General features: G+C 36.0%; 25 protein-coding genes. 17 read left to right on the forward strand and 8 right to left on the reverse strand.

Going from position 1 to position 26,699, the window contains the following annotated elements; translation table 11 throughout:
- Positions 1-241 precede the first annotated feature (241 nt).
- The 6 genes from MKY30_RS14275 to MKY30_RS14300 all read left to right on the forward strand — a co-directional run bounded on the left by MKY30_RS14275 (position 242) and on the right by MKY30_RS14300 (position 7,782).
- Positions 242-1,156: a diacylglycerol kinase gene (locus tag MKY30_RS14275; RefSeq protein WP_147209755.1), complete on the forward strand. Its 915-nt coding sequence runs from the start codon at positions 242-244 to the stop codon at positions 1,154-1,156.
- 200 nt (positions 1,157-1,356) lie between these two features.
- Positions 1,357-2,739: a 23S rRNA (uracil(1939)-C(5))-methyltransferase RlmD gene (rlmD, locus tag MKY30_RS14280; protein ID WP_341084404.1), complete on the forward strand. Its 1,383-nt coding sequence runs from the start codon at positions 1,357-1,359 to the stop codon at positions 2,737-2,739.
- Positions 2,740-3,242: 503 nt separating this feature from the next.
- A complete protein-coding gene (locus MKY30_RS14285) occupies positions 3,243-4,262 on the forward strand; it encodes a hypothetical protein (protein ID WP_341084405.1) in 1,020 nt (339 codons plus the stop codon).
- Positions 4,263-4,741: 479 nt separating this feature from the next.
- Positions 4,742-5,110: an ArsR/SmtB family transcription factor gene (locus tag MKY30_RS14290; protein WP_339285432.1), complete on the forward strand. Its 369-nt coding sequence runs from the start codon at positions 4,742-4,744 to the stop codon at positions 5,108-5,110.
- On the forward strand, positions 5,103-7,241 hold the full coding sequence (locus MKY30_RS14295; protein WP_341084406.1) for a heavy metal translocating P-type ATPase: 2,139 nt from the start codon (positions 5,103-5,105) through the stop codon (positions 7,239-7,241). Before MKY30_RS14290 ends, MKY30_RS14295 begins: the two co-directional genes overlap by 8 nt.
- An 88-nt stretch (positions 7,242-7,329) precedes the next feature.
- The gene (locus MKY30_RS14300; RefSeq protein ID WP_339285436.1) at positions 7,330-7,782 is read left to right on the forward strand and encodes a DNA cytosine methyltransferase; all 453 of its coding nucleotides are present in this window, start codon (positions 7,330-7,332) and stop codon (positions 7,780-7,782) included.
- 748 nt (positions 7,783-8,530) lie between these two features.
- On the opposite strand, the gene MKY30_RS14305 is transcribed toward MKY30_RS14300, so the two are convergent.
- The gene (locus MKY30_RS14305) at positions 8,531-8,974 is read right to left on the reverse strand and encodes an SRPBCC domain-containing protein (RefSeq protein WP_341084408.1); all 444 of its coding nucleotides are present in this window, start codon (positions 8,972-8,974) and stop codon (positions 8,531-8,533) included.
- Between the two features lie 489 nt (positions 8,975-9,463).
- On the opposite strand from MKY30_RS14305, the gene MKY30_RS14310 reads away from it, so the two are divergent.
- The 7 genes from MKY30_RS14310 to MKY30_RS14340 all read left to right on the forward strand — a co-directional run bounded on the left by MKY30_RS14310 (position 9,464) and on the right by MKY30_RS14340 (position 14,972).
- The gene (locus MKY30_RS14310; RefSeq protein ID WP_147209753.1) at positions 9,464-10,078 is read left to right on the forward strand and encodes a PH domain-containing protein; all 615 of its coding nucleotides are present in this window, start codon (positions 9,464-9,466) and stop codon (positions 10,076-10,078) included.
- A 149-nt stretch (positions 10,079-10,227) separates the two neighbouring features.
- Positions 10,228-10,662, forward strand: a complete 435-nt coding sequence (locus MKY30_RS14315) for a VOC family protein (RefSeq protein ID WP_156987247.1) — start codon at positions 10,228-10,230, stop codon at positions 10,660-10,662.
- 270 nt (positions 10,663-10,932) lie between these two features.
- On the forward strand, positions 10,933-11,922 hold the full coding sequence (locus MKY30_RS14320; protein WP_156987244.1) for an O-acetyl-ADP-ribose deacetylase: 990 nt from the start codon (positions 10,933-10,935) through the stop codon (positions 11,920-11,922).
- A gap of 92 nt (positions 11,923-12,014) precedes the next feature.
- A complete protein-coding gene (locus tag MKY30_RS14325; protein ID WP_339285443.1) occupies positions 12,015-12,668 on the forward strand; it encodes a vWA domain-containing protein in 654 nt (217 codons plus the stop codon).
- Positions 12,669-12,983: 315 nt separating this feature from the next.
- The gene (locus MKY30_RS14330) at positions 12,984-13,445 is read left to right on the forward strand and encodes a VanZ family protein (RefSeq protein ID WP_341084413.1); all 462 of its coding nucleotides are present in this window, start codon (positions 12,984-12,986) and stop codon (positions 13,443-13,445) included.
- A 377-nt stretch (positions 13,446-13,822) separates the two neighbouring features.
- The gene (locus MKY30_RS14335) at positions 13,823-14,518 is read left to right on the forward strand and encodes a hypothetical protein (RefSeq protein ID WP_341084414.1); all 696 of its coding nucleotides are present in this window, start codon (positions 13,823-13,825) and stop codon (positions 14,516-14,518) included.
- A 1-nt stretch (position 14,519) separates the two neighbouring features.
- Positions 14,520-14,972, forward strand: coding sequence for a GGDEF domain-containing protein (locus MKY30_RS14340; RefSeq protein WP_341084415.1), 453 nt, complete (start codon positions 14,520-14,522; stop codon positions 14,970-14,972).
- A 218-nt stretch (positions 14,973-15,190) separates the two neighbouring features.
- Here the strand turns inward: MKY30_RS14340 and dps are convergent, their stop codons facing one another.
- A complete protein-coding gene (gene dps, locus MKY30_RS14345) occupies positions 15,191-15,676 on the reverse strand; it encodes a DNA starvation/stationary phase protection protein Dps (protein ID WP_147209741.1) in 486 nt (161 codons plus the stop codon).
- An 807-nt stretch (positions 15,677-16,483) separates the two neighbouring features.
- Between dps and MKY30_RS14350 the strand changes: the two genes are divergently transcribed.
- Positions 16,484-16,870: a hypothetical protein gene (locus MKY30_RS14350; RefSeq protein WP_339285456.1), complete on the forward strand. Its 387-nt coding sequence runs from the start codon at positions 16,484-16,486 to the stop codon at positions 16,868-16,870.
- 58 nt (positions 16,871-16,928) lie between these two features.
- Here the strand turns inward: MKY30_RS14350 and ucpA are convergent, their stop codons facing one another.
- Positions 16,929-17,726, reverse strand: coding sequence for an SDR family oxidoreductase UcpA (ucpA, locus tag MKY30_RS14355; RefSeq protein WP_147209739.1), 798 nt, complete (start codon positions 17,724-17,726; stop codon positions 16,929-16,931).
- A gap of 244 nt (positions 17,727-17,970) precedes the next feature.
- Here ucpA and MKY30_RS14360 point away from each other — a divergent pair, with 244 nt between their 5' ends.
- Both MKY30_RS14360 and MKY30_RS14365 read left to right on the forward strand, forming a co-directional pair.
- Complete coding sequence (locus MKY30_RS14360; protein ID WP_147209738.1) at positions 17,971-18,540, forward strand: GNAT family N-acetyltransferase; 570 nt, start codon at positions 17,971-17,973, stop codon at positions 18,538-18,540.
- An 89-nt stretch (positions 18,541-18,629) separates the two neighbouring features.
- Entirely contained in the window at positions 18,630-19,967 is a 1,338-nt protein-coding gene (locus MKY30_RS14365) for a D-serine ammonia-lyase (protein ID WP_445667717.1), read from the forward strand.
- Positions 19,968-20,033: 66 nt separating this feature from the next.
- Here MKY30_RS14365 and MKY30_RS14370 read toward each other — a convergent pair whose 3' ends face one another.
- Positions 20,034-20,621 carry a YdhK family protein gene (locus MKY30_RS14370; protein ID WP_341084418.1) on the reverse strand — a complete coding sequence of 196 codons (588 nt, stop codon included), beginning with the start codon at positions 20,619-20,621 and terminating at the stop codon, positions 20,034-20,036.
- A 118-nt stretch (positions 20,622-20,739) separates the two neighbouring features.
- A complete protein-coding gene (locus MKY30_RS14375; RefSeq protein ID WP_445667718.1) occupies positions 20,740-22,776 on the reverse strand; it encodes a copper-translocating P-type ATPase in 2,037 nt (678 codons plus the stop codon).
- Positions 22,777-22,974: 198 nt separating this feature from the next.
- On the opposite strand from MKY30_RS14375, the gene MKY30_RS14380 reads away from it, so the two are divergent.
- On the forward strand, positions 22,975-23,514 hold the full coding sequence (locus MKY30_RS14380; RefSeq protein ID WP_156987230.1) for a GrpB family protein: 540 nt from the start codon (positions 22,975-22,977) through the stop codon (positions 23,512-23,514).
- A 110-nt stretch (positions 23,515-23,624) separates the two neighbouring features.
- Here the strand turns inward: MKY30_RS14380 and MKY30_RS14385 are convergent, their stop codons facing one another.
- The 3 genes from MKY30_RS14385 to MKY30_RS14395 are packed head-to-tail and all read right to left on the reverse strand — an operon-like array spanning position 23,625 to position 26,612.
- Positions 23,625-24,293, reverse strand: a complete 669-nt coding sequence (locus MKY30_RS14385) for a response regulator transcription factor (protein WP_339285460.1) — start codon at positions 24,291-24,293, stop codon at positions 23,625-23,627.
- A complete protein-coding gene (locus MKY30_RS14390; RefSeq protein ID WP_341084422.1) occupies positions 24,290-25,714 on the reverse strand; it encodes a sensor histidine kinase in 1,425 nt (474 codons plus the stop codon). Before MKY30_RS14390 ends, MKY30_RS14385 begins: the two co-directional genes overlap by 4 nt.
- On the reverse strand, positions 25,707-26,612 hold the full coding sequence (locus tag MKY30_RS14395; protein ID WP_147209941.1) for a substrate-binding domain-containing protein: 906 nt from the start codon (positions 26,610-26,612) through the stop codon (positions 25,707-25,709). The genes MKY30_RS14390 and MKY30_RS14395 overlap by 8 nt, the downstream gene beginning before the upstream one ends.
- Between the last annotated feature and the right edge of the window lie 87 nt (positions 26,613-26,699).

The following is a 26,699-nucleotide window of genomic DNA, read 5'->3' on the forward strand; positions in this document are numbered from 1 at the left end:
TTAAATATATGAATAACTTTATCTAACATCATAAAAGCGATCACCTCACTGGAATTTATTTTTATATGTGAGGTTTCGTTTTATAAGCTTTTTACAATGTATTATATATTTTTTAGCTAAGTTCTATGCAATGTATGTAACAAAGTAAAAACCTCTCAATAATCGAGGTTCACTTTAATTTATACGTGTCTGACAAAATCCAAATTACAATATCGACTGGACCGTATGGGGAGGAAAGAACATGAAAAAGGCCCGAATCATTTATAACCCAACTTCGGGACGCGAAGCTGTCAAAAAAGAATTGCCAAATATCTTGGAAAAGCTGGAAAGAGCGGGGTATGAGACATCAGCACATGCAACGACCTGTGAGGGAGATGCAACTGCTGCAGCAAAAACGGCTGTGGAAAGAGGCTATGATTTAATTGTTGCTGCCGGTGGTGACGGTACTATTAATGAAATCATTCACGGAATGGCAGAACAGGAGCATCGGCCAAAGCTGGCAATCTTACCTGCCGGAACTACAAACGATTTTGCCAGAGCGCTCAGTATTCCTAAGGATATCGGTAAAGCAGCTGACATTATTTTGGAAGGTAATTCGATGAAATTAGATATTGGAAAAGTGAATGAGCATTATTTTATCAATATTGCTGGAGGCGGGAAGCTGACAGAATTAACATATGATGTGCCCAGTAAATTAAAAACAATGATAGGCCAATTGGCATATTATATGAAAGGTATTGAAATGCTCCCTTCCTTAAAAGCGGCCAGGGTAAAGATTGAATATGATGATCAGGTGCTGGAAGAGGATATTATGCTTTTTCTAATTTCTAATACGAATTCCGTCGGCGGTTTTGAAAAGCTTGCTCCTGATGCGCGTTTAAATGACGGGTATTTTGATGTTCTGATTTTAAAGAAAACAAATCTGGCAGAGTTTATTCAAATTGCTACACTCGCACTTCGGGGAGAGCATTTAAAAAGTAAGAATATTATCTATACACAGGCAAAGCGTGTTAAGGTTACCAATGAGGAAAAAATGCAACTGAACATTGATGGAGAATATGGCGGCCTGCTTCCTGGAGAATTTATTAATCTACAGGAGCATATTGAGTTCATGGTTCCAGCTGAATTTATTGAACACCAGGAAGATTTGAAATAATTTTGAAAGCCTCTGAACATGACATTGTTTTGGAGGCTTTTATTATGCGTATGTAGTTTTTTCTGGAAAAGCACGGAACAAGATAAAACTGCCATTCCTTACGTCAAGAAAGCCTAATAAATGAGGACAGTTGTTGTTCTCTAAACGGGTATGATAAAATAAGGTATTAAAATCGATTACGAAAATAGAGGAAGATAAAAATGGCGAAATCACCAGGAAATACTCCTGTCCAAAAAAATGAACAATTAACTATTACGATTGAGGATATGACCCATGAAGGAAGCGGGGTAGGAAAAGTAGACGGTTACCCTTTATTTATTCCTAAGACCCTGCCGGGAGAAGAAGCAGTGATCAAAGTAGTCAAAGTAAATAAAAACTATGGCTTCGGGAAGCTGTTAGAATTGAAGAAAACAAGCCCTGAACGTGTAGAGCCGACCTGCCATGTCTATTGCGGAGGATGTCAGCTTCAGCATATGAGCTACTCTCTTCAATTGCAGATGAAGCAGAATCAGGTCCATAACGTGATGAAAAAAGTAGCACATCTGGAGCATGTTCTTATTTCTCCGATTATTGGTATGGATGACCCTTCTCATTATCGAAACAAGATTCAAATTCCTGTTGATGAAAAAAACGGTGAATTAATCACAGGCTACTACCAGAAAAGAAGCCACCGGATTTTAAAAAATCAAGATACCTGCTATGTTCACAGTCATGCAATGAATGAGGTTCTTCCATTTGTTCGTCATTTAATGAATAAATATGGCGTCAAAGCTTATGATGAAAAAACGCATCGCGGCGAATTGCGCCATATTATGATTCGGACAGGCCATTTCACAGGTGAAATGATGGTTGTCTTTGTGACTCGTACAGCAAAGCTGCCCGCAAAAGAACAAATTATTGAAGAATTGACAGAAAAATTCCCTTTTATCAGTTCGATCGTGCAGAATATTAATGATCAGCGTACGAATGTTATTTTAGGGAAAAAGACGAAAGTGCTATGGGGAGCAGCCTACATTCATGATACAATAGGCGACCTTACCTTTGCGATTTCTCCGAAGTCATTTTATCAGGTCAATCCGGTTCAGACAAAAGTGCTTTATGATAAAGCTTTGGAATATGCCAATATTGATGAAAATGATGTTGTAATTGATGCATATTGCGGGATAGGAACAATTTCTCTTTTCCTTGCTCAAAAAGCTAAAAAAGTCTACGGAATTGAAGTTGTTCCAGAAGCCATTGAAGATGCAAAGAAAAATGCAGAGCGCAACGGAATAGATAATGCTGAATTTACAGTAGGACGGGCTGAAAAGGTGATGCCTAAGTGGAAGAAGGAAGGGCTGAAACCGGATGTGATTGTCGTTGATCCTCCAAGAAAAGGCTGTGATCCTGAGTTTCTGGATGCAATGATTGCAATGGAACCGAAGCGAATTGTTTATGTTTCCTGTAATCCTTCGACGTTAGCTAGGGATTTAAGGATTTTGGAGGATGGCGGTTTTGAGACGAAGGAAGTTCAGCCGGTGGATATGTTTCCGAATACGGGGCACGTGGAGGCGGTAGCATTGATGTCAAGGGTGGTAGAGTAATAGCAGTTGAAGGGTTGATATAATAAGGTTTGAAGGGTTTCGCTCTAGTTTATCTTATGAATAAACGGGTGAAACCCTTTCTGTTATTGGTGTAAGAAGTGCTGGAAATTGAGGTTGAGTTGATAGAATAGATGAATAGTGTAAAACATAATATATTTTTCGGTTAATTTTTGATTTATATTTGCGAGGGTTTAGCATTATAGGTATAAAAACATCGACAAGAAAAGTGGAGTAAAGAACGATTGATCTGATTCTAAGCAATGAAAAATATATCGGTGCAGTTAGCTACTAAATGCGAGAGAACATTATGTCTCCGAAAATAATCATCCAGCAGCCATTTTAAAAGAGCAATTTGAAGCGGTGCAGATGGAAAAGAAGAGCAGGAATAATGTTGTGAAAAACGAAGATGGAGTACAAAGAAATATAGTTCAAAAAAGTAATAAGCAGACTTGATAATTCATTTTGATTTCTTACAAAATGTTGTTTGGGAGAGTGGGGATATCTTGGGGTATGATAAATTCAAAAATAAAGTATGTAATTATTATAGGACATACCAAAATACAAAAAATAAAATTGAACAGTTTAAGTATACTCTTGATAAAGTAGTTTCTCACGAACTTCCAAAAAGAGATAATGAACAGTTTTTTCAAGTTAGGGATTTTACAAACACTTCAGGGTTAAAATTAAACTTAAATTACAATAACATCATGTGCTATTATTCGAATGAAGAAAATGCATTGAAAGTGGGGGTTATTTGTCCTAATTGGAGTCGTGGGTGGAGAGGTATATCGAAAGACAAATTTGTTTCCGATCAGATAGATATTTTGTTCCATTTTATATCTCAGTATGTTTATCGTAGTTACCAAGTAAATTTAATAGGAGCCATTGCGTTATCTACAGGTATTCCAATAGATTTTAGAGGAAATACTCTTAAGTATATATACGGAGATAATGTTGCACAAGAGGTGAGAGGTTTTAAAAAATATATAGATGGGGAATCTTCTATTTTAAACTCGAAAACATTAAGTTATCTAAAATTAATAAATGCGCTGGATCCTTATGTAAATAAAGCAGTGTTTTATTATGTTAGATTTTTGGAGTTAGATGAATTTAACTTTACAGAAGAAGCTTTAACAGCAGCAGATAATATGGTCGATGTTATATTTCAGTCGTTAAAGAAGCGGCTTAAAAAACCAACACAAAGCCGTGAGCAAATGAGTAAATATATATATGATGAAATTAAGTTTTACGATAGTGTTGCAAAACATCATTTGGATAGATTGTATTTGTTAAGGTGTAGATTTACTGCACATCCATCAAAATCAAAATGGTGGGATTTTCATGAAATATACGAAGATGAGATAGAAGCAATAAAAATATCAGTTCGTAAATTATTGGTAGACTATTTAAAATATGAAAATGAAAATAGAGAAGTTGAAGCAAATCCTATGTTATGGAGTTCATGGTTCAAAGAGCACTGTGACATTATATATGATGCTGTATGGTTTCATGAAATACCGTAAAAATAGCTTAATCAAAATCTACATCTCGACTTGAAAATATTGATGTCAAGATACTTGATGATAAGGTTTTAGTCGGTTTTTTTACGAAGTATAGAATAGACTAAGTACATCATGTGGAGGCTATAGTTTCGATACAACGGAAAATTACGTAGAACTCCTTCGTTTCAATGCGTTCCGCAAAAATTACCAATTTGTGCCAGATGGTCAAAATGGCGCAAAAAAGTGCTAAAACACCATGTTGTCATTTCAGTGGGAATCAATCTGGTATATGGAGACACAACAAAATAAAAATTCCATAATAAGCAAGTTTAAAATTTTAGGCGTTCAAATAATTGAACGTCTATTTTTTTGTATTAATTGTAAAAAATGAGCTTTTGTTCAGCTAATCCCCTTTCTTATTCAAATATATACTTGAATATATAAAGGAAATAAGATAACCTATAATCAAATAAATATTTGAATGAAACGGAGTGATAAAATTGGCTAAAAAAGACATATGTGAAGTTTATTGTTATGACGAGGAAAAAGTCAATCGTATACAAGAAGAATTACTAAAAGAAGATTTATCTTACGTTTCCCAATTATTCAAAGTACTTGCAGATGAAAATCGAACAAAAATTTCCTATGCGTTATGTATAGATGATGAGTTGTGTGTATGTGATATAGCAAATATCATTGGTTCTACTGTAGCAACTGCCTCCCATCATTTAAGGACGCTTCATAAACAAAAAATTGTGAAGTATCGTAAAGAAGGAAAACTTGCTTTTTACTCATTGGATGATGAACATATTAAGCAATTAATATCAATTACATTAGTTCACCAAAAAGAGGTAAAAGCAAATGTCTGAATCATTAAGCAAAGAAGAAATGAAAGCTTATCGTGTACAAGGATTTAGTTGTGCAGGTTGTGCAAAAACTTTTGAAAATAACGTAAAGAAATTACAAGGTGTGGAAGATGCTGAAGTAAATTTTGGAGCATCAAAAGTTTTTGTGAAAGGGAAGATAACCATTGAGGAGCTAGAAAAAGCAGGATCATTTGAAAATTTAAAGGTGCGAGATGAAAAAGAACAAAAGGTAGTTCATGAACCTTTTTGGAAACAAAAAGAAAATATAAAGGTCTACATTTCAGCAATATTGCTTTTAGTTAGTTGGTTTTTAGGAAAACAATTAGGAGAAGAACACTTTCTTCCGACTATTTGGTATGCACTATCTATTTTAATTGGCGGCTACACGCTCTTTATTAAAGGTCTTAGAAATCTTAGTAGACTACAATTCGATATGAATACGCTTATGACTATCGCGATTATCGGTGCAGCCATCATTGGTGAATGGATGGAAGGAGCGACAGTTGTTATCCTTTTTGCTATTAGTGAAGCATTGGAACGTTATTCTATGGATAAAGCCCGTCAATCCATCGAGTCATTAATGGATATTGCACCAAAAGAAGCTTTAATTCGTCGAGGCAATGAAGAAATGAGTATCCATGTGGATGATATTCAAGTTGGTGACATTATGATTGTAAAGTCTGGTCAAAAATTAGCAATGGATGGCACAGTGTTGAAAGGAACATCCACCTTAAATCAAGCTGCCATTACAGGTGAAAGTGTTCCAGTTACAAAAACGGTAAACGACGAAGTATTTGCTGGAACTTTAAATGAAGAAGGTATGCTTGAAGTTAGAGTAACCAAAAGAGTGGAAGATACCACACTTTCCAAAATCATTCATCTTGTAGAAGAAGCCCAAGCAGAACGCGCACCTTCTCAGGCATTTGTAGATAAGTTTGCCAAATATTATACTCCCACTATCGTAATTTTAGCTATGTTAATAGCTATTATTCCACCATTGATTGTTGGTGACTGGAATACATGGGTTTATCAAGGTTTAGCTGTTCTCGTAGTTGGTTGCCCTTGTGCTCTCGTTGTTTCTACTCCAGTCGCCGTAGTTACTGCTATAGGAAACGCTGCAAAAAATGGTGTACTAATTAAGGGCGGTGTCTATTTAGAAGAGACTGGAAGCCTTAAAGTCATTGCTTTTGATAAAACAGGAACCTTAACAAAAGGGATTCCCGTTGTGACAGACATTGTAACGTATAGTGGAAATGAAGATGAATTAATGACGATTACAGCAGCAATTGAAAAAGGATCACAACACCCTCTTGCTTCCGCTATTATAAGAAAAGCAGAGGAAAAGAGATTACATTTCAATGATGTATCTATGGAAGAATTTCAATCTATAACAGGAAAAGGCGTCAAAGCACAGATAAATAATAAAATATATTATGTTGGAAGCCCAAGTCTTTTTGAAGAACTGCACAATCAAATAAGAAGTGATCAAAAAGAAAAAATTATCCATTTACAAACTGCAGGAAAAACGGTTATGGTTTTAGGGACGCAATCAGAAATTCTTGCATTTATTGCTGTAGCAGATGAAATAAGGGAAACATCCAAAGAAGTTATCAATCAACTAAATCATCTTGGAATAGAAACAGTCATGTTGACAGGTGATAATCGACGAACTGCAAAAGCTATTGGACAACAAGTAGGGGTTGTCGATGTTGAAGCTGATTTACTGCCAGAAGATAAGTTGACTTTTATTAAAGAACTTCGAAGAGAACATAAAAATGTCGCCATGGTTGGTGACGGTGTGAATGACGCTCCAGCACTGGCAGCTTCTACAGTTGGGGTAGCTATGGGTGGTGTAGGAACTGATACAGCATTAGAAACAGCAGATATTGCTCTTATGTCTGATGATTTAAATAAGCTGCCTTATACTGTTCAATTAAGTCGAAAAGCATTGACCATTATCAAGCAGAATATTACTTTTTCTTTGGGAATTAAAGCTCTTGCATTATTGTTAGTTGTACCTGGTTGGTTAACATTATGGATAGCGATATTCGCAGATATGGGAGCTACATTACTTGTAACATTAAACAGTTTACGATTACTGAGGATAAAAGATAAAAAATCAAATTTAAATTAAATACATCTATATTCATATTTGAAACGTTATGTGAACGGTATTTACTGACAGATAGCGTTTTTTTGTATTCAAAATTAGAGGCGAAATAATGATTAAACTCAAAAATGATAAAGAATTAAAAATTGGAAGCCTTTTTGATGGTATTGGAATTTTTCCTTTAGCAGCTTCTTGTTATGGAATGAAACATGTTTGGGCAAGCGAAGTAGAAAAAGCACCAATTTCTATTACTAAACATTATTTTACCAACATGCTTCATCTTGGGGATATTACAAAAGTAAATGGAGGAGAAATACCTCTTGGATGGTTCTCATCTGACATGCTTTTTTTATGGTTTAAAAGCAGGAAAGGAGAAAGATATATGATGTCTTTAAAAGAACAGGAAATATACGAAGAAAAGGTGATGGAGTGGATTGGGGATCATTTTGTGTTGAATGAGGTTGAAATTGAAGACTATCCGTTTTTTCTTCATGGAAAATTATTTCGAGATAAACAAGGCGAATCAATAGGTGTTTTTTTGGTGTGTGATATATGGACGTGTTGATTATCGTTTTCAAGACGCATAAACAGTTGCGATTGAAAGAATAAACTATTCTATTTTTTATAATATTCCACTGCCAATGAGCACTATCTCGAATAAAAATAGTGCTCTTTTTATGGGCAACTTTACCAATGTGGAATTATTTAATCGACAACATCCCCGAATTAGGATATTTGGGGAGGTGGAGCCTGCACCATCATTCTTTCAATTAAATCACAGTACCTTTTTCATAACGAGTCCAGTCTGAGGGTCGTTTATGTTATTCCAAGCATGAAAAAGACCATTACCAGTATATCGTTAAAATTAAAATCATCTGCTCCAGTCATATTAATCCTTCACAAGTAATTAAGAAAATCTGTGATTGAACTCATAAGCAAAAAACTTTGCGAACAAGTAACGTTTCATAAACAAGTTTTCCATACAAAAGTACTGAGGGGAGAAGCCTATTTGGAATTATGCACAAGTACATGAAACACAAGGACTCCAGGCTCTAAGCAATGCGTTTTTGGATGCTGATTTTCAGAAAGCCGTGGATTAAAAAGCATTAGTGCTTCTCAGCTTGCTCGTAAAACAATAAAATCAATCTTTCCATTTTAGCAACGCTGGTGATGATATAATAATTATTTGTTTCTTATCTATCGAAGATTTAATTCTACTAAATTCATTTTTGTTTTTCTGATATAACTTTATAGTCCTCAATTTATTGACATAAATTAAGAAAGATAATTATGGTTATTTAAGATGTTCCTAACTAATGAATTAATGATGCTCTCAAATCACAAATTCCATTTTCTAAATAACCCTTTAAACAAGTTAACATATATACCCAACCTTCTTTTTGTCCCAGCATTTTGCTTACTATTTCAGGATCATGTTCATTCAGGCCAGATTCGTTCACTTCAATAATTATACTCGTATTATCTAACTCTTTTAGTGTAATTGTAACAACTGTTACTTCATTAGATTCTTCACCCCATGAAAATTTGATTTCCTTATTTTTCTCAACTTTTAATACATTTATTATACCTTCTGCTTCATATTCATCATATCTCAAAGTGATGGACTTGCCTTGTTCCCAACTCTCGGAACTCGAAGAGAACCAGAAATTTCCGATTTTCAAAGGGTCTATTATTGCTTCAAACACCTCATTAGATGGTTTATATATTTTAAATTTTGTAGTTACTTGAGTATTCATAACAAAATCAACTCTCTTTCAAATTATTTAATACTTTTTTATCATTATATAATAAATGATGAAAAAGATAAAAAGCACCATTATTATTTCAATCGGATTTGACTAAGTAGTAGCATAGCACCCTGAAAATTTTATCATAATTTATTTTTATAATTTTAGGCATTCACTTACCTGGACGCTTATTTTTGATTTTAATCTTTCTAAATGTAATCGCATTTCAGATCCTGAAAATTCAATAGTCAGTTGTAAATAATGTGAAATTTTCAATATGTATTACCAGCAACTCAAATAGTCAGCTTTGCTGTAAGTTAAAAATTCAAAGGTGAATAATATATAGCGGTGAATCATAATTTTCCCGCCTAATAGATTCCTATTAATAGATAATTACGATAAAATAATATTGTTAAAATAAATTACTACAGAATCAACTCTCAGTTCTGAATGAATAATTTCCGCTTAGAGAAGATTTATTGGAGGAGGAATTGCTGCATGTTTAAAAAGATTGCTAGTGATGCATTAGGATTAAGTGACATTGGAAAAATTATTCGCCCGGATGATTTCGATAAAACGGAATCAGATGATTACGTATTGCATGAAGAAGGAGAGCAAATTCATTTTCTGATTAAATCTAAATCAGATGAGTATTGCTTTACAAACCGTGCCCTGATCCACTTAGATGGGGAAAAGGCAACAAGTAGTAAGCGGAATATTTATCGCTATGATTACTATCGCTATCCTATTCAAAATATTTCCGTTGAAACGGCTGGTACGATTGATCTCGATCTTGAAATAAAATTTACAATCGGCAGTCAGCCTATTTCTGTAGATATAGAGAAAAAAGAAGGCGAGGCTATTGCTGATTTATATAAATCATTAGTTACTATTTCACATATCCAGGACAGTGATGCACGTGTTAAAGGCTATGCAAAAGATAGTCTGGAATTATCCAAAACTTTATTCACTGACAATCGCTTCCAGGAAGGAACCATTGCTAATGAATTTGAAAAAGCTGCTAAATTTGCTTTTGATTGGCTAAATACAACATACAATGAGAATACAAGAAAAGATTTTGGCGATATCTTTAATAAATATATCCAAAATTAATAAGGATTATTTTTTATGAATGATGTTTCTTGATATAATACTGCAATCTGGTTTTCGCCAGTAGCTTCTGAATAAAAACAAGTGCATTGCAGAAGATAGAAGAACAATCGATAGCCATGAAAAATAATTAAAAGTCAGGAGAATGCCAAATGGTCAATGGAGTGGAATTTGATTTTGTTGTAAAAGACAGCAAAGCTGCGCTGGAGCAATACAAATCTATTTTTGATGTAGAAGTAGTAGAGGTGACAAATTTTAAGACAGGAAACAATGAAGCGGTGTTCAATATCTTTGGCACACGTTTTCATATGCTTGATGAGAATCCTGAATATCAGTTATTTGCTCCGAAAGAAGGGGATACGCAATCATTTTGGTTTAATGTCGTAGTCCCAAACATTCAAGAAACATATGACAAAGCGATGGCTGCTAATGCAACAGAAATACAGCCTGTCACAAGAATGGAGGAAATGGGTATTTCTAATGCCATGTTTTCCGATAGCTATGGGTATGTATGGATGTTACATGAGATTCATCGTGAAGTATCCTTTGAAGAACGCGTAGATATTTTAAGTAAAGATTTTGAATAAGTATTCTGTGCTTAAATAGCGCAGGATTTTTAAAGGACAAACAGCTTTCTATTATACATTAACTTATTGAAGAAGGGCGCTTACTAATTCCTTTATGGAAGATAGAAGCGTCTTTTTAGTTAAAAAACTATTTTTAATAAAAAAATTCATATGAGAAATGCAAATATAGTTGCTGCCACCCTTTGGATATTTCTATCTTCATTTGCAACCATATACTAACTTTTCTATAAACATGATAAAATGTAAAGCAAGTCATCTGGAGGTGTCTTTATGCCATTTCAAATTATTCGCAACGATATAACAAAAGTCCAGACAGATGCAATTGTGAATCCAGCTAATTCCACTTTGCTTGGAGGTGGAGGAGCAGATGGAGCAATTCATAGAGCGGCAGGACCTGAATTATTAGAGGAATGCCGCACTCTTGGAGGATGTAAAACAGGACAAGCTAAAATAACAAAGGGCTATCAGTTACCTGCCGAGTATGTTATTCACACTGTCGGACCAGTCTGGCATGGCGGAAAAAGTAATGAAGAGAAATTGCTGTCGGATTGCTATCGGCATTCCCTTGCATTAGCAAAGGAATATCAATTAGAGAGCATTGCTTTTCCACTCATCTCTTCGGGTGTTTACGGATATCCCAAGGATAAAGCGTTTAAAGTGGCAGTCTCCGTAATTAGCGATTTTTTGTTACAGAATGAGATGCAGGTTTATCTTGTTGTGTTTGATAATGCCGCATTTACCTTGTCAGAGAAGCTGTTTTCATCCATTAAGCAATATATTGATGATAAGTATGTAGAAGAACAGCCTGCAGATCGGGGAAATCGGTATGATGAAGTACGTCTTTTTAAAGAGGCTTCTCTGGGAGAACCAGAGGATGAATATGTAAGCAAGAGAAACTTAACAGATGTTGTTAACGGTATGGAAGCAACTTTTTCACAGATGCTGCTGCGCTTGATTGATGAAAAAGGTATGTCAGATGCAGAAGCGTATAAAAAAGCAAATATCGACCGGAAGCTGTTTTCAAAAATCCGTAATGATGTTCATTATCAGCCAAGTAAGTCTACAGTTATTTCCTTTGCGATGGCATTAAAGCTAAATCTTGATGAAACAAGGGATTTGTTACTTCGTGCCGGCTTTGCACTTTCACGAAGCAGTAAATTTGATATTATCATCGAGTATTTTATTGAAAAAGAAAATTATAATATTTTGGAGATCAATGAAGCTTTATTTGCTTTTGATCAAAAGCTTCTGGGAGTGTAAAGCACAGCAGAAATATGTCGCTTTGTATGCGACCTTTTTATTCATAGAGAATGATATTCTATCATCATAATAAGTGATTAGGAGATGATAGAATGAAAAAAGATTTAACAGAACTTGTATTTATTTTGGACAGAAGTGGTTCAATGAGAGGGCTTGAAGGAGAGACAATCTATGGATATAACACCCTCCTGGAGAAGCAGAAAAAGGAACCTGGTAATGCTGTTGTGACGACTGTTTTATTTGATAATGAGTATGAATTGCTGCATGATCGGGTGAATATTCAAGATATCGGGCCAATCACAGATAAAGAATATAATGTAAAAGGGTTTACGGCGCTTTTAGATGCAGCAGGAAAGACCGTGAACAACATCGGCAATGCATTAAAAAATACAGTTGAAGCGGAACGGCCGGAAAATGTGATGTTCGTCATTATTACGGATGGCCTGGAAAACGCAAGCCGGGAATTCGATTATGAAAAAGTCCATAAGATGATTGAACATCAAAAGAGTAAATATAACTGGGAATTTATTTTTCTTGGTGCAAATATCGATGCAGTTGCTGCAGCCGGCCGTTTTGGCATCGGAAAAGACAGAGCAGCAAATTACCATGCAGATAGTGTGGGGACCTCGCTTAATTATGATGTTATCAGTGAAACAGTAAGTCATTTTCGCTCCAATCATAGTATTTCCGAGAACTGGAAGGAACAGCTTGAAGATGATTTCGGGATGCGGGATGGTCAGGAATAAAAGTCTCAGTATTAATTTTTCTGTTGTATTTAAGGACGGAGTTAAAATATCTATGTGAATATAATCCTCGTAACGACCGTTAATCAGGAGGCAGGTTCTCTTGATTAATGGTTTTTTATACATAGGAAGTTGCCGGTGAAATATGCTATCAATGCTTATAGATATGGAGGAAATATATGAAGAAATTGGAGAAACAGTCCATTATAATTTGGATATTGGAAGATTTTCAGTATTTTTTTCTATAAGATGATAAATATTTTACCTTAGTACATGATAGAATAATAAATTAGATTACATACAAAAGGAGACAGTTACATGTACAAATCACTCTCCTGGATTGCTGTTATATTTTGGATGGCACTTATTTTTTATTTATCACATCAGCCAGCTGCAATTTCCAATGAACTCAGTTCAGGAATTACAGAAATGATTGTAAATACCTTGGATAAACTTGCTTCACAATTCCAATTTAACATTGAAGATATGCACCATATCGTTAGAAAAAATGCGCATTTTTTTGCCTACTTAACGTTGGGTATTCTCGTTTTGAACGGATTAAGAAGAAGTGGTGTAAATGCCAAGCAAGGTGCAGGGATTGCGCTGTTGATATGCATTCTATATGCCATAACAGATGAGGTGCATCAGCTGTATATCCCTGGAAGATCAGGAGAGGTAAGGGATGTTTTGATTGATAGTGCTGGTGCGAGTATAGGAATTATTATTTATTTAATTGTTTCCAGGCTTACAGGGTGCCTTAAGGATAAGCGTACCATCTGACTAATAGTTTATGGGATTTCGGGTAGAATAGGGGTATCTATATTGAAAGCAACAAATGAGTAAACTTTTTGTGAAGCTGTCTCTTCATGTCAATGGAACAAGCATAGAGGCGGTTTTATTCTTGTGAAAAAGGAAAGAAATACAGAAGTACTAAGGTTTGTTTTGTGTGCTGATATATTTCTTAAGAATGTTTAAATATACTTGAACAAATGCAATGTTGTATTTGATTTTTCTCTTTGAGGGAAAAAGCATCAAACAGGCTTTTATTACTTCATGAAGCGAAAAAAAGCAGGATAAATTTTATATTAATGAAATATACGAAGGTACGAGGTGTCTGTTTCATAGCAGAAAAAGGTAAATAGAGTGTGAGGAAAAATATGGTACAGAATAAAATGATGTTAAACCAGGAAGTAAGAAAGGCGACCAATATTGATGAAATTGTAAAGGTATATGCAAAAATAGATGAAGGCTGGCTCCGATTTCATTATAAATTATCAATATGGCTGGTAGCCTTTGCCTTTATAATAGAATGTCTCCTTAGCATCATGATTGTCCAGACAGATCTTTTAAGTACCTCCGTTCCTGTCTATATTTGGAGATATATTGCAGTGCCAAGCGGTGTGAACCTGATATGCATTGGCATCGGAACCGTTGTCATGCGTTCCCAGCGTAGTATCTCACATCAGGTGAAAATGTATACGATATCTCTTCTTTTAGTTGCTGTAGCTTTCATTTTATTTACAATCCATACGATATTTGTATCGAGCTATTTTATTTTTGCGATTGCAATTATGTTGAGTACTGCCTATACGTGCTATAAGGTAACCACAGTAACAATAACAGCAAGTCTTATTGGTTTTGCTGTATCAGAAATATTTATTGTATGGGATACGGAGAAAAGTATTATTTTTAACAATGCGTTAAGATTAGGTGATTTTTTAGTTGGATTAGTTATTCTCCTGGCTTTTTCTTTTATTTGTATGGTTTTTATTCACTACCAGAGAAAAAAATCTTGCCAGTATCCAGTTGGAATTAGAAAGATTCCGTTTAGAGAAAAAGCTGGAAATAGATGAAATGACAGGGGTCAATAATCGGACAGCTTTCCTGCGCAGTTTGAAAAATATAGAAGGTACTTTGGATAAAAAGTATATTCTGGCTATCGTGGATATTGATAATTTCAAAAAAATTAACGATACATGGGGGCATTATAGTGGCGATGAATGTATTGTCCAATTTTCAAGAGTGTTAAAAGAAAATAGTGAAAAGTATACTCCTTACCGTTATGGTGGAGACGAATTTTGTCTGATTTTTCAAGATATAGATCTGGAAGAAGCAGAAGAAATTTGCGGGAGAATACAGGAACAGTTAAATAAAGTAGATATCAAAAAACTTCCTGATTTGAATCTGACAACAAGCATTGGAATGGCGGTATATATAGATGAAATGGAAGTTTCTGAATGGTTTGGCTGCGCAGATCGAGCTTTATACCAGGCGAAAGAGGTACGGAATGCGATAAGAGTTTATTGAGAATATGTAGGGAGCTAGGGAATTACTTGAGCTATTTGTAATATGACATTGTTAATGTTACAAGAATAAAGATGATAAAAAAACGAAATCAGCGATGCTTCAATACGAAGTGTCGCTAATTTCATTAAAGAAACATGATTCTAGAAAATAACTAAAGGATTATAAGAAACGAAAAATCCTGGCTATTTTACAAAGACCGAGCTATTAGTATTTCATATTTATTCTGAGCTTCCATCTGTCAAATGGGATTCCAAGAACCAGAGACTTTTGTCCAGCTTACGGGATACCTCAGTAAATAAATCAGATGTATCCGGATCCTCGTCAGCCGAAATTTCAACCGCTTCCCGGATATTATTAGCCACAATTGCCCACCGTTCAGTCAGATTTTCAAGTACAAGAATATCTTTTGTATTTTGAAGTTCCCAGGCAGGAAGTCTTGTTTCTGATGCGATAAATTGTACCGGTTTTCCAGCAGACCCGCCTAAGCTTGCAGCCTGCTCCGCAAGAGAGTCAATTAATTCCGGAATTTCCCCGGCCAGGTCATCGAAAAATTCATGATAGGCAATGAAGTGTGGTCCACGGACGTTCCAATGTGCCAGCTTTGTCTGAATAAAAAGGTCAGTTAAGTCGGTTACCTGCTGATTAAGTAGTTCTATCATATGTTCTCTGGATTTTTCTGAATGTGCTTTTCTAAATGTACTCATTTTCTTTCCCTCCTGAAATGTTTTTCCTCCAATGTTTTCTGGATAGCCTCAACGGATGAATGTCTAAAGAGGCGGGAGTACCTTAATTGGCTGCAAAAATTATTAGAAAGATAGTATTGAGTAACTGAATCAATACAGTAATTCTAGATATAGCCGTGTAATTTAATGCTTAAGTATCAGGTACGTTTTGTTAAAAAACTGTTTAATTGTGCTACAGTTTTGTATCCATATAATCACATGAAAGGTATTTATTAAAATAATAAAGATACCCCTAAAATTACTAATACCCAATTTTATTAAATAGTAAACCTCTGCAATAAAAATCAGGAAAATATTGATGGTGAAAAATATAAAGATATATAGCTCTCATCAGTCAAATACAGTAAAACAAAATGCGTCCCAAATAACCTATTTCTAAAGTTGGAGGATCAGCATATAAAGGAACGCAATTTTAAATAAAATAATCTATCCAAATGAATATTATCTTCAAAAACTAAGTTAAAACAAATAAATATAGAGATGATAAGTAATTAAAAAGTAGATATTTATAAATACAACACATAACTTTTAATTTAAACGTAAGTGATTGAAGAAGAAAAGGCTTACCGTATTTATGCTGAATAATCTTTCAGAGATAAGGAAGGATTTATTTTTTGTTTTCGTGTAGGCTATTCTTATAGAGGTTGTGCAAAAAGTCTAATAAAACGACACTTCGAATTTCTATTCCGTCTTGAACTTCTTGGTCTTATTTATCGGACTTTTTGAACATGCACACATATACATTTTCTGGTAGGGAGGAAGCCCGCTATGAGAGAAGCAATTATGTTAATAGTGGATTTAATCAATGATATTCATGATGCGATTGCCGGTACATTTGGGGCTGGTATGACAGATAAAGAATTGCATTTCTGGATTTTTGGCATCCTGGGTATTGTAACGTTCTTTATTGTCTATATTGTATTTAAGATTCTGTCAAAAATAAAGTGGAGCATTGCTATTTTAGCATTTCTCTACACATTTACCGTGATGATCGTCCTTGTGTTTGCGGTTGAGATTCAGCAGGCTTATACACAACGGGGGAATATGGAATTTGCAGATGCGGTTATGGGTTTATGGGGATTTATTGTCTTTTTTGCTGTCTATGCAGTGATTGGTATTATAGGTTACTTTATCTATAAAGCTTTTAAGAAATAAACAAAGCACTTTGTCAGAGCTGGCAAGGTGCTTTGTTTATTTCAGGCTGTACCTGTCCTTATTCTATGCCTGCCGAAACAGATTCCGGTAACGTGCTTCCACCATCAATAACATACTGGCCGCCAGTCATATAGCTGGATTCATCACTTCCCAGAAAAGCTGCGAGCTCTCCAACCTCTTTAGGTAACCCAAGCCGGCGCATTGGAATAGCGGCTGCCATCTCTGTAAGAACAGATTCTGGATCGTCAGGATTGGACGTTTTTGCAATACTCTCAGCCATTGGCGTCCGGGCATAACCTAATTGCATGGCATTCACACGAATATTTTTAGCCGCGTATTCTACTGCTAATGATTTTGTAAATCCTATTAATGCTGCTTTTGATAGGGCATATGCTACTTCACCGGGGTCAGCAACGATATCCCCTGTTACAGAAGACATTACCACAATGCTGCCGCCGCCATTTTCAAGCATATGCGGCAGGACTGCTTTGGTTGTATTCCACACGCCCTTGATATTTACATCAATGTGAAAATCAAGATCAGCATCACTCATTTCCAGGAAATCACCTAACTTACATACACCAGCAATCGCTGCCAGTATATCAATTTGACCAAATTTGTTTACAGTTTCTGCAGCAGCAGCTTTACACGATTCCACATCAGTGACATCTACAATTTGTGCGGCAACTTCGACATCGTATTCTTTTATAATTTCTTTAGCAACCTTTTCTACCTTTGGATGAACGTCAACAATCATTAAGTTAGCACCATGCTTGGCATAAACATGTGCAATTCCTTCGCCGAGCCCCATCGCCGCTCCTGTAATAAATGCAGTTTTTCCTTCCAGTTTTTTCATGAAATCGCCTCCAATTTAGTAGTAAATAGAATAATCTCACTTTTATTATAACGTACATTATTTGTGTATATATTTAAATACTTTAAATATCAAAATTTTGTCATGGAGAACGATCTGAAAACTTCAGTTGAAGGAAGCTTTGTTTTTATGAAATAGCGGTGGTAGAATACAAGAGAAATTTAATTAATTGAAAATTCGAAGCATATACGTGTATCTTAATTAAAAAGGGGAGAGGGGAACCAGAATGATAGATTTAGGCCATAAACCTGTATTGGAAGGTGAAAAAGTTATACTTAGACCTTTTAAAGAAGAAGATTTTCCTTATATAAAAGAATGCTTAACAGATTACGAAGTGTTAAAGCTGACCGGAAGTGATATGGATTTTGATTTTGAGGAGGAAGCGGAAATCATTCTTGATTGGTACCGTACAAGACATACACAAACTGACCGCTTGGATCTTGCCATTGTTGATCAATCTCAGGGCATCTTAGTAGGTGAAGCAGTAATCAATTTATACGATGAAACAAATCATAGTATGAATTTCCGGATTCTTATGGGTCCAAAGGGAAGGAATCGCGGTTTAGGAACGGAAGCAACGCAGCTTATTATTGATTATGTATTTAAAAACACAACACTTAATCAATTGACTTTAAGTGTTTTGGATTTCAATCCAAGAGCCCGGCATGTTTATGAAAAAGTCGGCTTTGTAAAGGACAATATCGATGAAAAAGAAGTGGAATTTGAAGGAAGGTGGATTGACTCTATTAATATGAAATTACCCAGGGAAAAATGGCTGAGTAAGAAAGAAGTTTAATAGAATCTCCGTCGTGAAAGTTATTTGTTCCATATGAAAGTGTTATAATCTTACTTAACAGTGCTAATTTAAGAAGAGGTGACAGAATAATGACAATCGTAAAAGGGAAAACGATGGAGAAATGGATTAGTGAGTTTCCGGACCTGGGTCCTGTCATAAATTATACACCGTTTTATTGGAGTAACCCTTATGTGAAGGATAACAAAACAGCTTTCCAGGGACAGCCGCTTCAATTAAAAGATATACAAGATGCAGAGGAACGCTTAAAACGCTTTGCTCCATTTATCGTCAAAGCTTATCCGGAGACGGAAAAAACAAGAGGAATTATTGAATCTCCACTGAAAAAAGGAAATCAGGTTAAAGAAAGAATGGAAACGATTACAGGACAAAGAATTCCCGGTGCTTTATACATCAAGCTGGACAGTCATTTACCTATTTCCGGTTCAATCAAAGCAAGAGGCGGTATTTATGAAGTACTTAAATATGCAGAAACATTACTGTTGGAGCATAACCTATTATCGGAAAAGGATGACTACAGTAAAATTGCAGAAGATAAGTACAGGGAATTTTTCTCGCAATATACGATTCTTGTAGGTTCAACAGGGAATTTGGGACTGAGTATTGGAGTGATTAGTGCTAAGCTTGGATTTCGTGTGGTGGTCCATATGTCTGCGGACGCAAAGAAATGGAAAAAGGATTTATTAAGAGAGCGGGGAGTTCAGGTAGTTGAACATCCATCAGATTATAGCAAGGCTGTGGAGGAAGGAAGAAAAGAAGCAGAAAATGATCCCCAAAGCTATTTTATTGATGATGAAAATTCAGAAGACTTATTCCTGGGATATACAGTGGCGGCTATTCGTTTGAAAAAGCAGCTGGAAGAACAAGAGATTCAAGTAAGTCTGGAGAAACCGCTGCATGTTTACTTACCATGTGGTGTTGGCGGTGGTCCTGGTGGTGTCGCATTTGGTTTGAAAGCTATCTTTGGTGATGCTGTAAAATGTTATTTTGCAGAACCGACACATTCTCCTTGTATGCTTATTGGAATGATGACGAGAATGCATAATGAGATTTCAGTGAATGATTTTGGTTTAGATAACCGGACTGCCGCTGATGGACTAGCTGTCGGAAGACCATCCGGTTTTGTTGGAAAAGTGATGGAGCCGCTGATAAAAGGAATCTATACGGTGAGTGATGAGCAAATGTTCCGGCTTATTGCTGAGATGGCCGATGCAGAAGGGGTTCATCTTGAGCCATCTGCAGTTACGGGATTAATGGGGCCTTCTTATGTCGTTCAAAATTACCCAAAAGTAACAGAAGAAGATACGCATTTAATCTGGGCTACCGGTGGAAGTATGGTTCCAGATGAAATTAAAAAAGCGGAGTATCAGAAAGGGTTGGAGTATAAAATAAATCCTGATGCAAAATAGCTATAACTATATAAAAGCGCAAATCAGACATTTCATCTGATTTGCGTTTTCTTATGACCAGAATGATTAATCAACAGGAGATAATTCACTTTCTGTTACCCATTTATGATTCTTTATCTCTTCTCCACCAGTTGTTGGGACGAAGTCAACCATGTAGACTGTTGTCTTTTCTGCTGAATCAATCGTTGCTGTTGCCCCTTTCATTCCATCCATATGATTAGCCTCCAATACAACCTCCGTTCCTGGCTCTAAAGGAGCTTCGTCAGCATTTTTAATTTCTTCCTGAATAACCCATTTGTGATTTTTTACTTCTTCTCCGCCGGTAGTTGGTTTATATGTTACCGTATAGGCGATTGTATCATAAGCACCTGTAATCGTTGCTTTAGCCCCTTTCATGCCTTCCATATGATCAGCTTCGATGATGGCATGACTGCCGACTTTATAGGTTGGATTTTCAGCTTTCTTCAAGTTTTCAGGAACTTCTCCGGAACCGGACTTATGATGCCCTTCATGTGCAGAAGCATCTGTTTTTTCCTGTGTTTTTATACCTGAATTTTCTCCGCTATTTTTATTTTCAGGACTGTTTCCACATGCTGCTAATAATAATAGCAGACAGGTTCCAAAAATAATGATCCAAAATTTATTTCGCTTCATTTTATCCCTCCGTTGTTTGTGTCCGGATTAATTTCCCCGATATTTGGAAATCTATAAGCGATTTAACGAAGTTTTTACTATAATCATTATTCACGCGGGATAAAGATGGAAATTATATTTAGGATTGCTTACTTTTCAACAATCTGGCATTGAAAGCCACGATAATCGTACTGAGTGACATCAATACTGCACCGACTGCAGGGTTCAGTAGAATACCCCAAGGGGCTAAAATTCCTGCGGCCAGTGGAATAGCAATAATATTATAGCCGGCTGCCCACCAGAGATTTTGAATCATTTTACGATAGGTTAAGCGGGAAAGTTCAATAATAGAAACGACGTCTGCCGGATTACTATTGACCAATACGATGTCTGCTGTCTCCATGGCTACATCTGTTCCAGCACCGACTGCAACTCCTAAGTCTGCAGTAGCTAGAGCTGGAGAGTCATTGATTCCATCACCAGTCATGACAGTTCTTTTCTTATTTGCTTGCAGCTGTTTAATCTGATCTGCTTTTTGATCTGGGAGCACCTCTGCAATGACATTGTCAATACCGATTTCTTTGGCAACATTATTAGCTACAGTTTCATTATCACCAGTCAGCATTAGTGCTTCGATACCAAGCTCATGTAAACGGCGTACGGCTTCTTTAGAAGAATCCTTGATTTGATCAGCAAGTGCAATCATTCCGATAAATTGTTCTTCTTCCAGAATAAAAATGACCGTTTTTCCTGCATTGGATAACTTGTTAAAGGTCTCCTGGTCATAAGGAATATCGTTTTTATTCATATACCCGGGACTTGCTGCTAAAAGCCGGGCATTTTCCAGTTTAGCTTTTACACCGGCACCCGTGATCGAATCAAACTCTTCAGGTGTTATTAAATTTATATTCTGTTGTTTGGCAGAAGCAACAATACCTGCAGCGATAGGATGCTCAGACTGAGATTCCATCGAAGCTGCTTTTTGTAAGAGCTCTTTTTCTGTGGTGTTACCGCTTGGAATAATGTCCGTCACAGCAAATTTCCCTTTAGTTAATGTTCCTGTTTTATCAAAAACAACAGTATTAATTTTTCTTGCATCCTCAAAGCTGGCGCGGTTTCGGATAAATAGTCCGTTTTGTGCTGATAAATAAGTGGAACGGGCAACTACTAACGGAATTGCTAACCCGAGTGCATGCGGGCAGGAAATAACTAATACTGTAACCATTCGTGTCATTGCTTCTTCCATGCCATAACCAAGAGAAATCCAAATAATGAATGTAAGGATTCCGGCAGCTACAGCAACATAAAATAGCAGTTTTGCCGCACGGTCGGATAGTTTTTGCGTTTTTGATTTACTTTCCTGAGCTTCTTTAACAAGTTGAACAACCTGGGAAAGATAACCTTCTTCACTTGTTTTCGAAACTTCAATTGTTAATGACCCGGATGTGTTAATCGAACCGCCGATAGCTTCATCTTTTATTTGTTTTTCAACAGGAACTGATTCTCCAGTCAGCATCGATTCATCGACAGAGGATTTTCCATCAATAATGATACCATCTGCAGGTATTTTTTCACCTGGTTTAATAAGAACATAATCGCCTTTCTTAAGCTCTGAAACTGAAATAACCTTAGTGTTACCCTCTTTATCTATTTTTGTTGCCTCCTGTGGCATCAGTTCTACTAAAGCTTCCATAGAATCAGATGCTTTGCTGACAGAGCGCATTTCCACCCAGTGGCCAAGCAGCATAATGGCAATCAGCGTTGCTAATTCCCAGAATAAATCATGCCCCTTGAGGCCGAATACAGTTGCTGCACTATAAACATAGGCTACGGAAATCGCAAAGCCAATTAAAGTCATCATCCCTGGAGATTTCTGTTTTAATTCATCGATGGCACCAGTTAAGAAAGGCCAGCCGCCATAAAAGAAAATAATAGACGCCAGTATTAATTCTACCCAGTGATCTCCAGCAAAAGATAGTGAGTAATTAAAGAAAGACTGGATCATAGCTGAAAGCAGAATAATCGGCAGGGCTAATATAAGTGAAATATAGAACCTCTTTTTAAAATCAGCAATCATATGTTCATGGTGATGCTGATGAGAATGAGAACCGTGATTCCCATGATGGTGCTCGTGATTAGATTGATGCGTCATGTGATGATTATGTTGTTCATGCATTTTAATCTACTCCTTTCACTTATAAATACTATACCCCTATAAGGTATTTGTAAAACATTTGATTTCTGTATTATATATAACTGTCGAATTACCAGTTATAAAGTTCTGGTTTTAACTATAGGCAGAAAAATTACTAATATTTGTACAGAAAATGATATAGTGAATTAACGAAAGTATTGGAAATAGTAGGGGAGCTTATTGGAAAGAAAGATAGAAATTGCTGCTCATTGTACAGGGTGGGGAGAAACTTTCCTGGAGTTGAAAAGTGTATTAAATCAACAAATAGGTGATATTGTATTAGGGATTGAACATGTAGGCAGTACATCTGTAAATGGACTGGCTGCAAAGCCTATTCTAGATATTGATATTATTATTGAAAGTTATCATGTTTTTCTAGAGGTCACAGCACGCCTAAAAGAGCTGGGCTATTTTCATGAAGGAGATAAAGGAATTGAAGAAAGGGAGGCCTTTGGCAGGAGAGATAACGAGGTGCCCTGGAAAAAAGATAAAAGAAGCTGGATGGAGCATCATCTGTATGTTTGTTCAAAAGACAGTAAAGAATTAACCAGGCATTTAGCTTTTCGTAATTATCTCAGAGAGCATCCTGGAACAGCTGATGAGTATGCAAAACTCAAAAGAAGGTTAGCCAAAACAGCAGCAAGCAGAGAGGCATATACACTTGGGAAAACAGCATTTATTGAAAGGGTGCTGGAAACAGCATTTGATGCGTTAGCATGAAATATGAAAAATAAGCCGTTATTCCGAGACAGGTTAAAATAATTTGTCTCAAGAATAACAGCTCTATAAAATGGAATGTAAGAACGCTAAATAATTATGTTTGTATTTTATTAGGATGAAAGATTAAATAAATTATTTTTTAATGCAAATTCCACTAGCTCACTTTTCTTGTTAATATTCAGTTTATGAAAAATTCTTGTTTTATGCGTATCTACGGTTTTAATACTGATAATTAACTCTTCAGCGATTTCCGTTAACGAATGTCCTTTTACAATTAATTGCAATATCTCTTTTTCGCGGGGGCTCAGCGATGCATATAATTTAAATGCGCTGCCCTCTGTTTGTTTGAATTTCATGATAGAAGTTACTTCTTTTGGCCGCAGGTAGATATAACCTTCCATAACAGTATCAATCGCTGTATACAGTTCTTCATCTACAGCTGCTTTTGGGATATAGCCTGAAGCGCCGGCCTCCATAATAAGCGAAATGTATTCCTCATCTTCATACATTGTCAGTACAATAATTTTTGCATTTTCATCTATTTGTTTAATATGCTTTAATACTTCTAATCCATTCATATCCGGTAATGAAATATCTAAAATCATCAAATGAGGTTTCAGCTTTTCATATAGCTCAATCGCTTTTTCTCCATTTTCTGCAACCCCGGCTACTTGAAAAGGTTCCCGTTTTTGAAGTAACAGCTTTAGTCCGGAGATGAGTATGGCATGATCATCAACCAGTACAATATTAATTTTGTTTTGCTCTCCATGCGCCATCATGATAACCTGCCTTTCTGTATTAACGGCAATGAAACGATGATTTTGGTCCCGCCAAGCTGATTTGTCAGTATAGTAAAAGATCCGTTTTGAACTTCTACCCGTTCTTTCATACCATGAATGCCAATCCGGTTTTGTGCTTGAGCTTTCATGAAATCAGCTTCTTTAATACCTTGTCCATTATCACTCACCGTCAATTTGATATTGTTATCCTCCAGAATTAAACCAACCTTAATTCTAGTAGCTTCGGTATGTTTTATTACGTTATTAAGGCTCTCCTGAACAATTCTGTAAATTGCTAAAGCAACATTTTCATCTAAGTCAGTAATTTCCGTAACCGATGTATAGAATGATACATCGACATCGTATTTTTCTTTAAAATCTTTAATGTATTTTTTTATAGCTGATACTACTCCCATATTATCCAGTATTGGAGGACGTAAATCGACAGCCAGGTCACGGATTTGCCGTAAGATGTCTGCTGCAATATCTCTGCTTGTGAAAAGCAGTTGCTGCTGCTCCTCATCCTTTGCTTCATTAGCTAGGACACGCATCGTAACCATTAGAGAAGTAAGTGCCTGGCTTGTTTCATCATGAAGCTCCCGGGAAATCCTTCTCCGTTCATCCTCCTGTACAGATAATAATTGTAAAATTAATTTGCTGCGAAGCTTCTCTTTTTCCTGCAGTTGTTTTAACAGCGTGTCTATTTGATTATTTGAATTAATTAAGTTATCAGCCATCGCATTAAATGTGCTTGCAAGCTCTCCTACTTCATCGTTTTTAATACTTTTAACCCGCAGCGATAAGTCACCGGCAGAAATTCCGGAAGCAACATCTACCAAACGCTGAATAGGGCTGGTAATTCTTCTTGAAATAAAATAAGCAACTCCTGTTGCGAACAGCGCAACGATTAATGTAACGATTAATAGTTCAGTCATTTTAGAAAAAATATACTGATTAGCCTGCTTTTCAGACATTCCGACCCGGGCATAACCTACCTCACCATCTTCAATAGGAACGATAATATCTTGAATTGCACCTTCATCAGAGGAGATAGTTTTTGCATTGGAGGTATTTTCGTTATAATCCGAATGAGCATTTATAATACCTTTTGGAAGAAAATCAGAAAAAGTGTGTTCATACACAGCACTATTACTATCCAAAACCATAATATAACGGACATCTTCATTTAGCTCATAGGTTTCCGTAATTAATTGATGAACGGCGTAGTTATCATCGAATAAAATATAATCCGAACTGGTTTCTGAAATATGTATAGCAATATTGTTTCCGCGGTTGATTAAATCCTCTCTCATCATATTTGTCAAAGAATCCCAAATAATCCATCCTAATAGAATAGCGAGCGAAAATAAGGAAGCGAGAATGGTTATAAATATTTTTTGACGTATATTTAATTTAATCATGTGAGTCACCAGATGTTGGATAGAGATTTGGATCAAATGGAATGAAACGATCAATATATAATCCTTCTAATGCTTGCTTCATGGATGAATCATCTGTCATATTCAGAAAGCTATCCGTAATAATTTCTTTCTCTTTATCCGGTAAATCACTTCGGACCAGAACAGGACCAGTACCCATCGCTTCTGATTGGGAAATAATTTTTAAATCTTTTGTTAAATCTGAATCGGTAAGCTCCATGTTTTCATAGGAAAGAGAGTGAACAGCTGCCGCATCCACTACATTATTTTTTACAGCATTAATCGAACCTTCATGACTGTATGTAAAAAGATGACTTTTAAAAAAGCTGTCAGGCGTTTCATCCCATGATGCTAATTTTTCTTTAACAAAGGTATAACCTGAATAACTCGTTGGATCAAAAAAGGCAATATCCTTTCCTTTTAAATCTTCCAGGCTTTCTATACTGCTATCCTCCTTGGCAACAATATATCCGTAGTAATAAGAACTACCAAGTCTTTCCTGCATGGCTACGCCTTCTAAATTATCATGTAAGCCATAGTTAATATAGGCACCCGTCGGAAATAAAGCAATATCTGCACCGCCATTTACCATTAAATTATTAATTTCATTATAGCTCCTGCGTTGAATCACAATAGCAGGTCTATCGAGCTGCTCTCCAATAAAGGAGGCGATTTCACGATAGTTCTTCACTGTCTCTGTAGGAGAGAGCACGCTGGAAATTGCTATTCGAATGGGAGGAGGACCATTATCCTGTGCACCTTCATAATCTATTTCTGACTTAGAAAAATCAATATCATAAGCAGCTTGCTTCGGCTGACAGCCAGAGCTAATAAACAAAATAGAAATAATTAGAAACAATAATATACGTGATATTTTCATAAATATCTCCCAGCTTTTAATTATAAGGTGTTTAGACAGTAACCATAATATAGCATAGTTGATTTTTGTCAACAGGGCAGGGGCAAT

The sequence above is a fragment of the Oceanobacillus sp. FSL W8-0428 genome (assembly GCF_038004405.1).
Taxonomy (GTDB): domain Bacteria; phylum Bacillota; class Bacilli; order Bacillales; family Amphibacillaceae; genus Oceanobacillus; species Oceanobacillus sojae.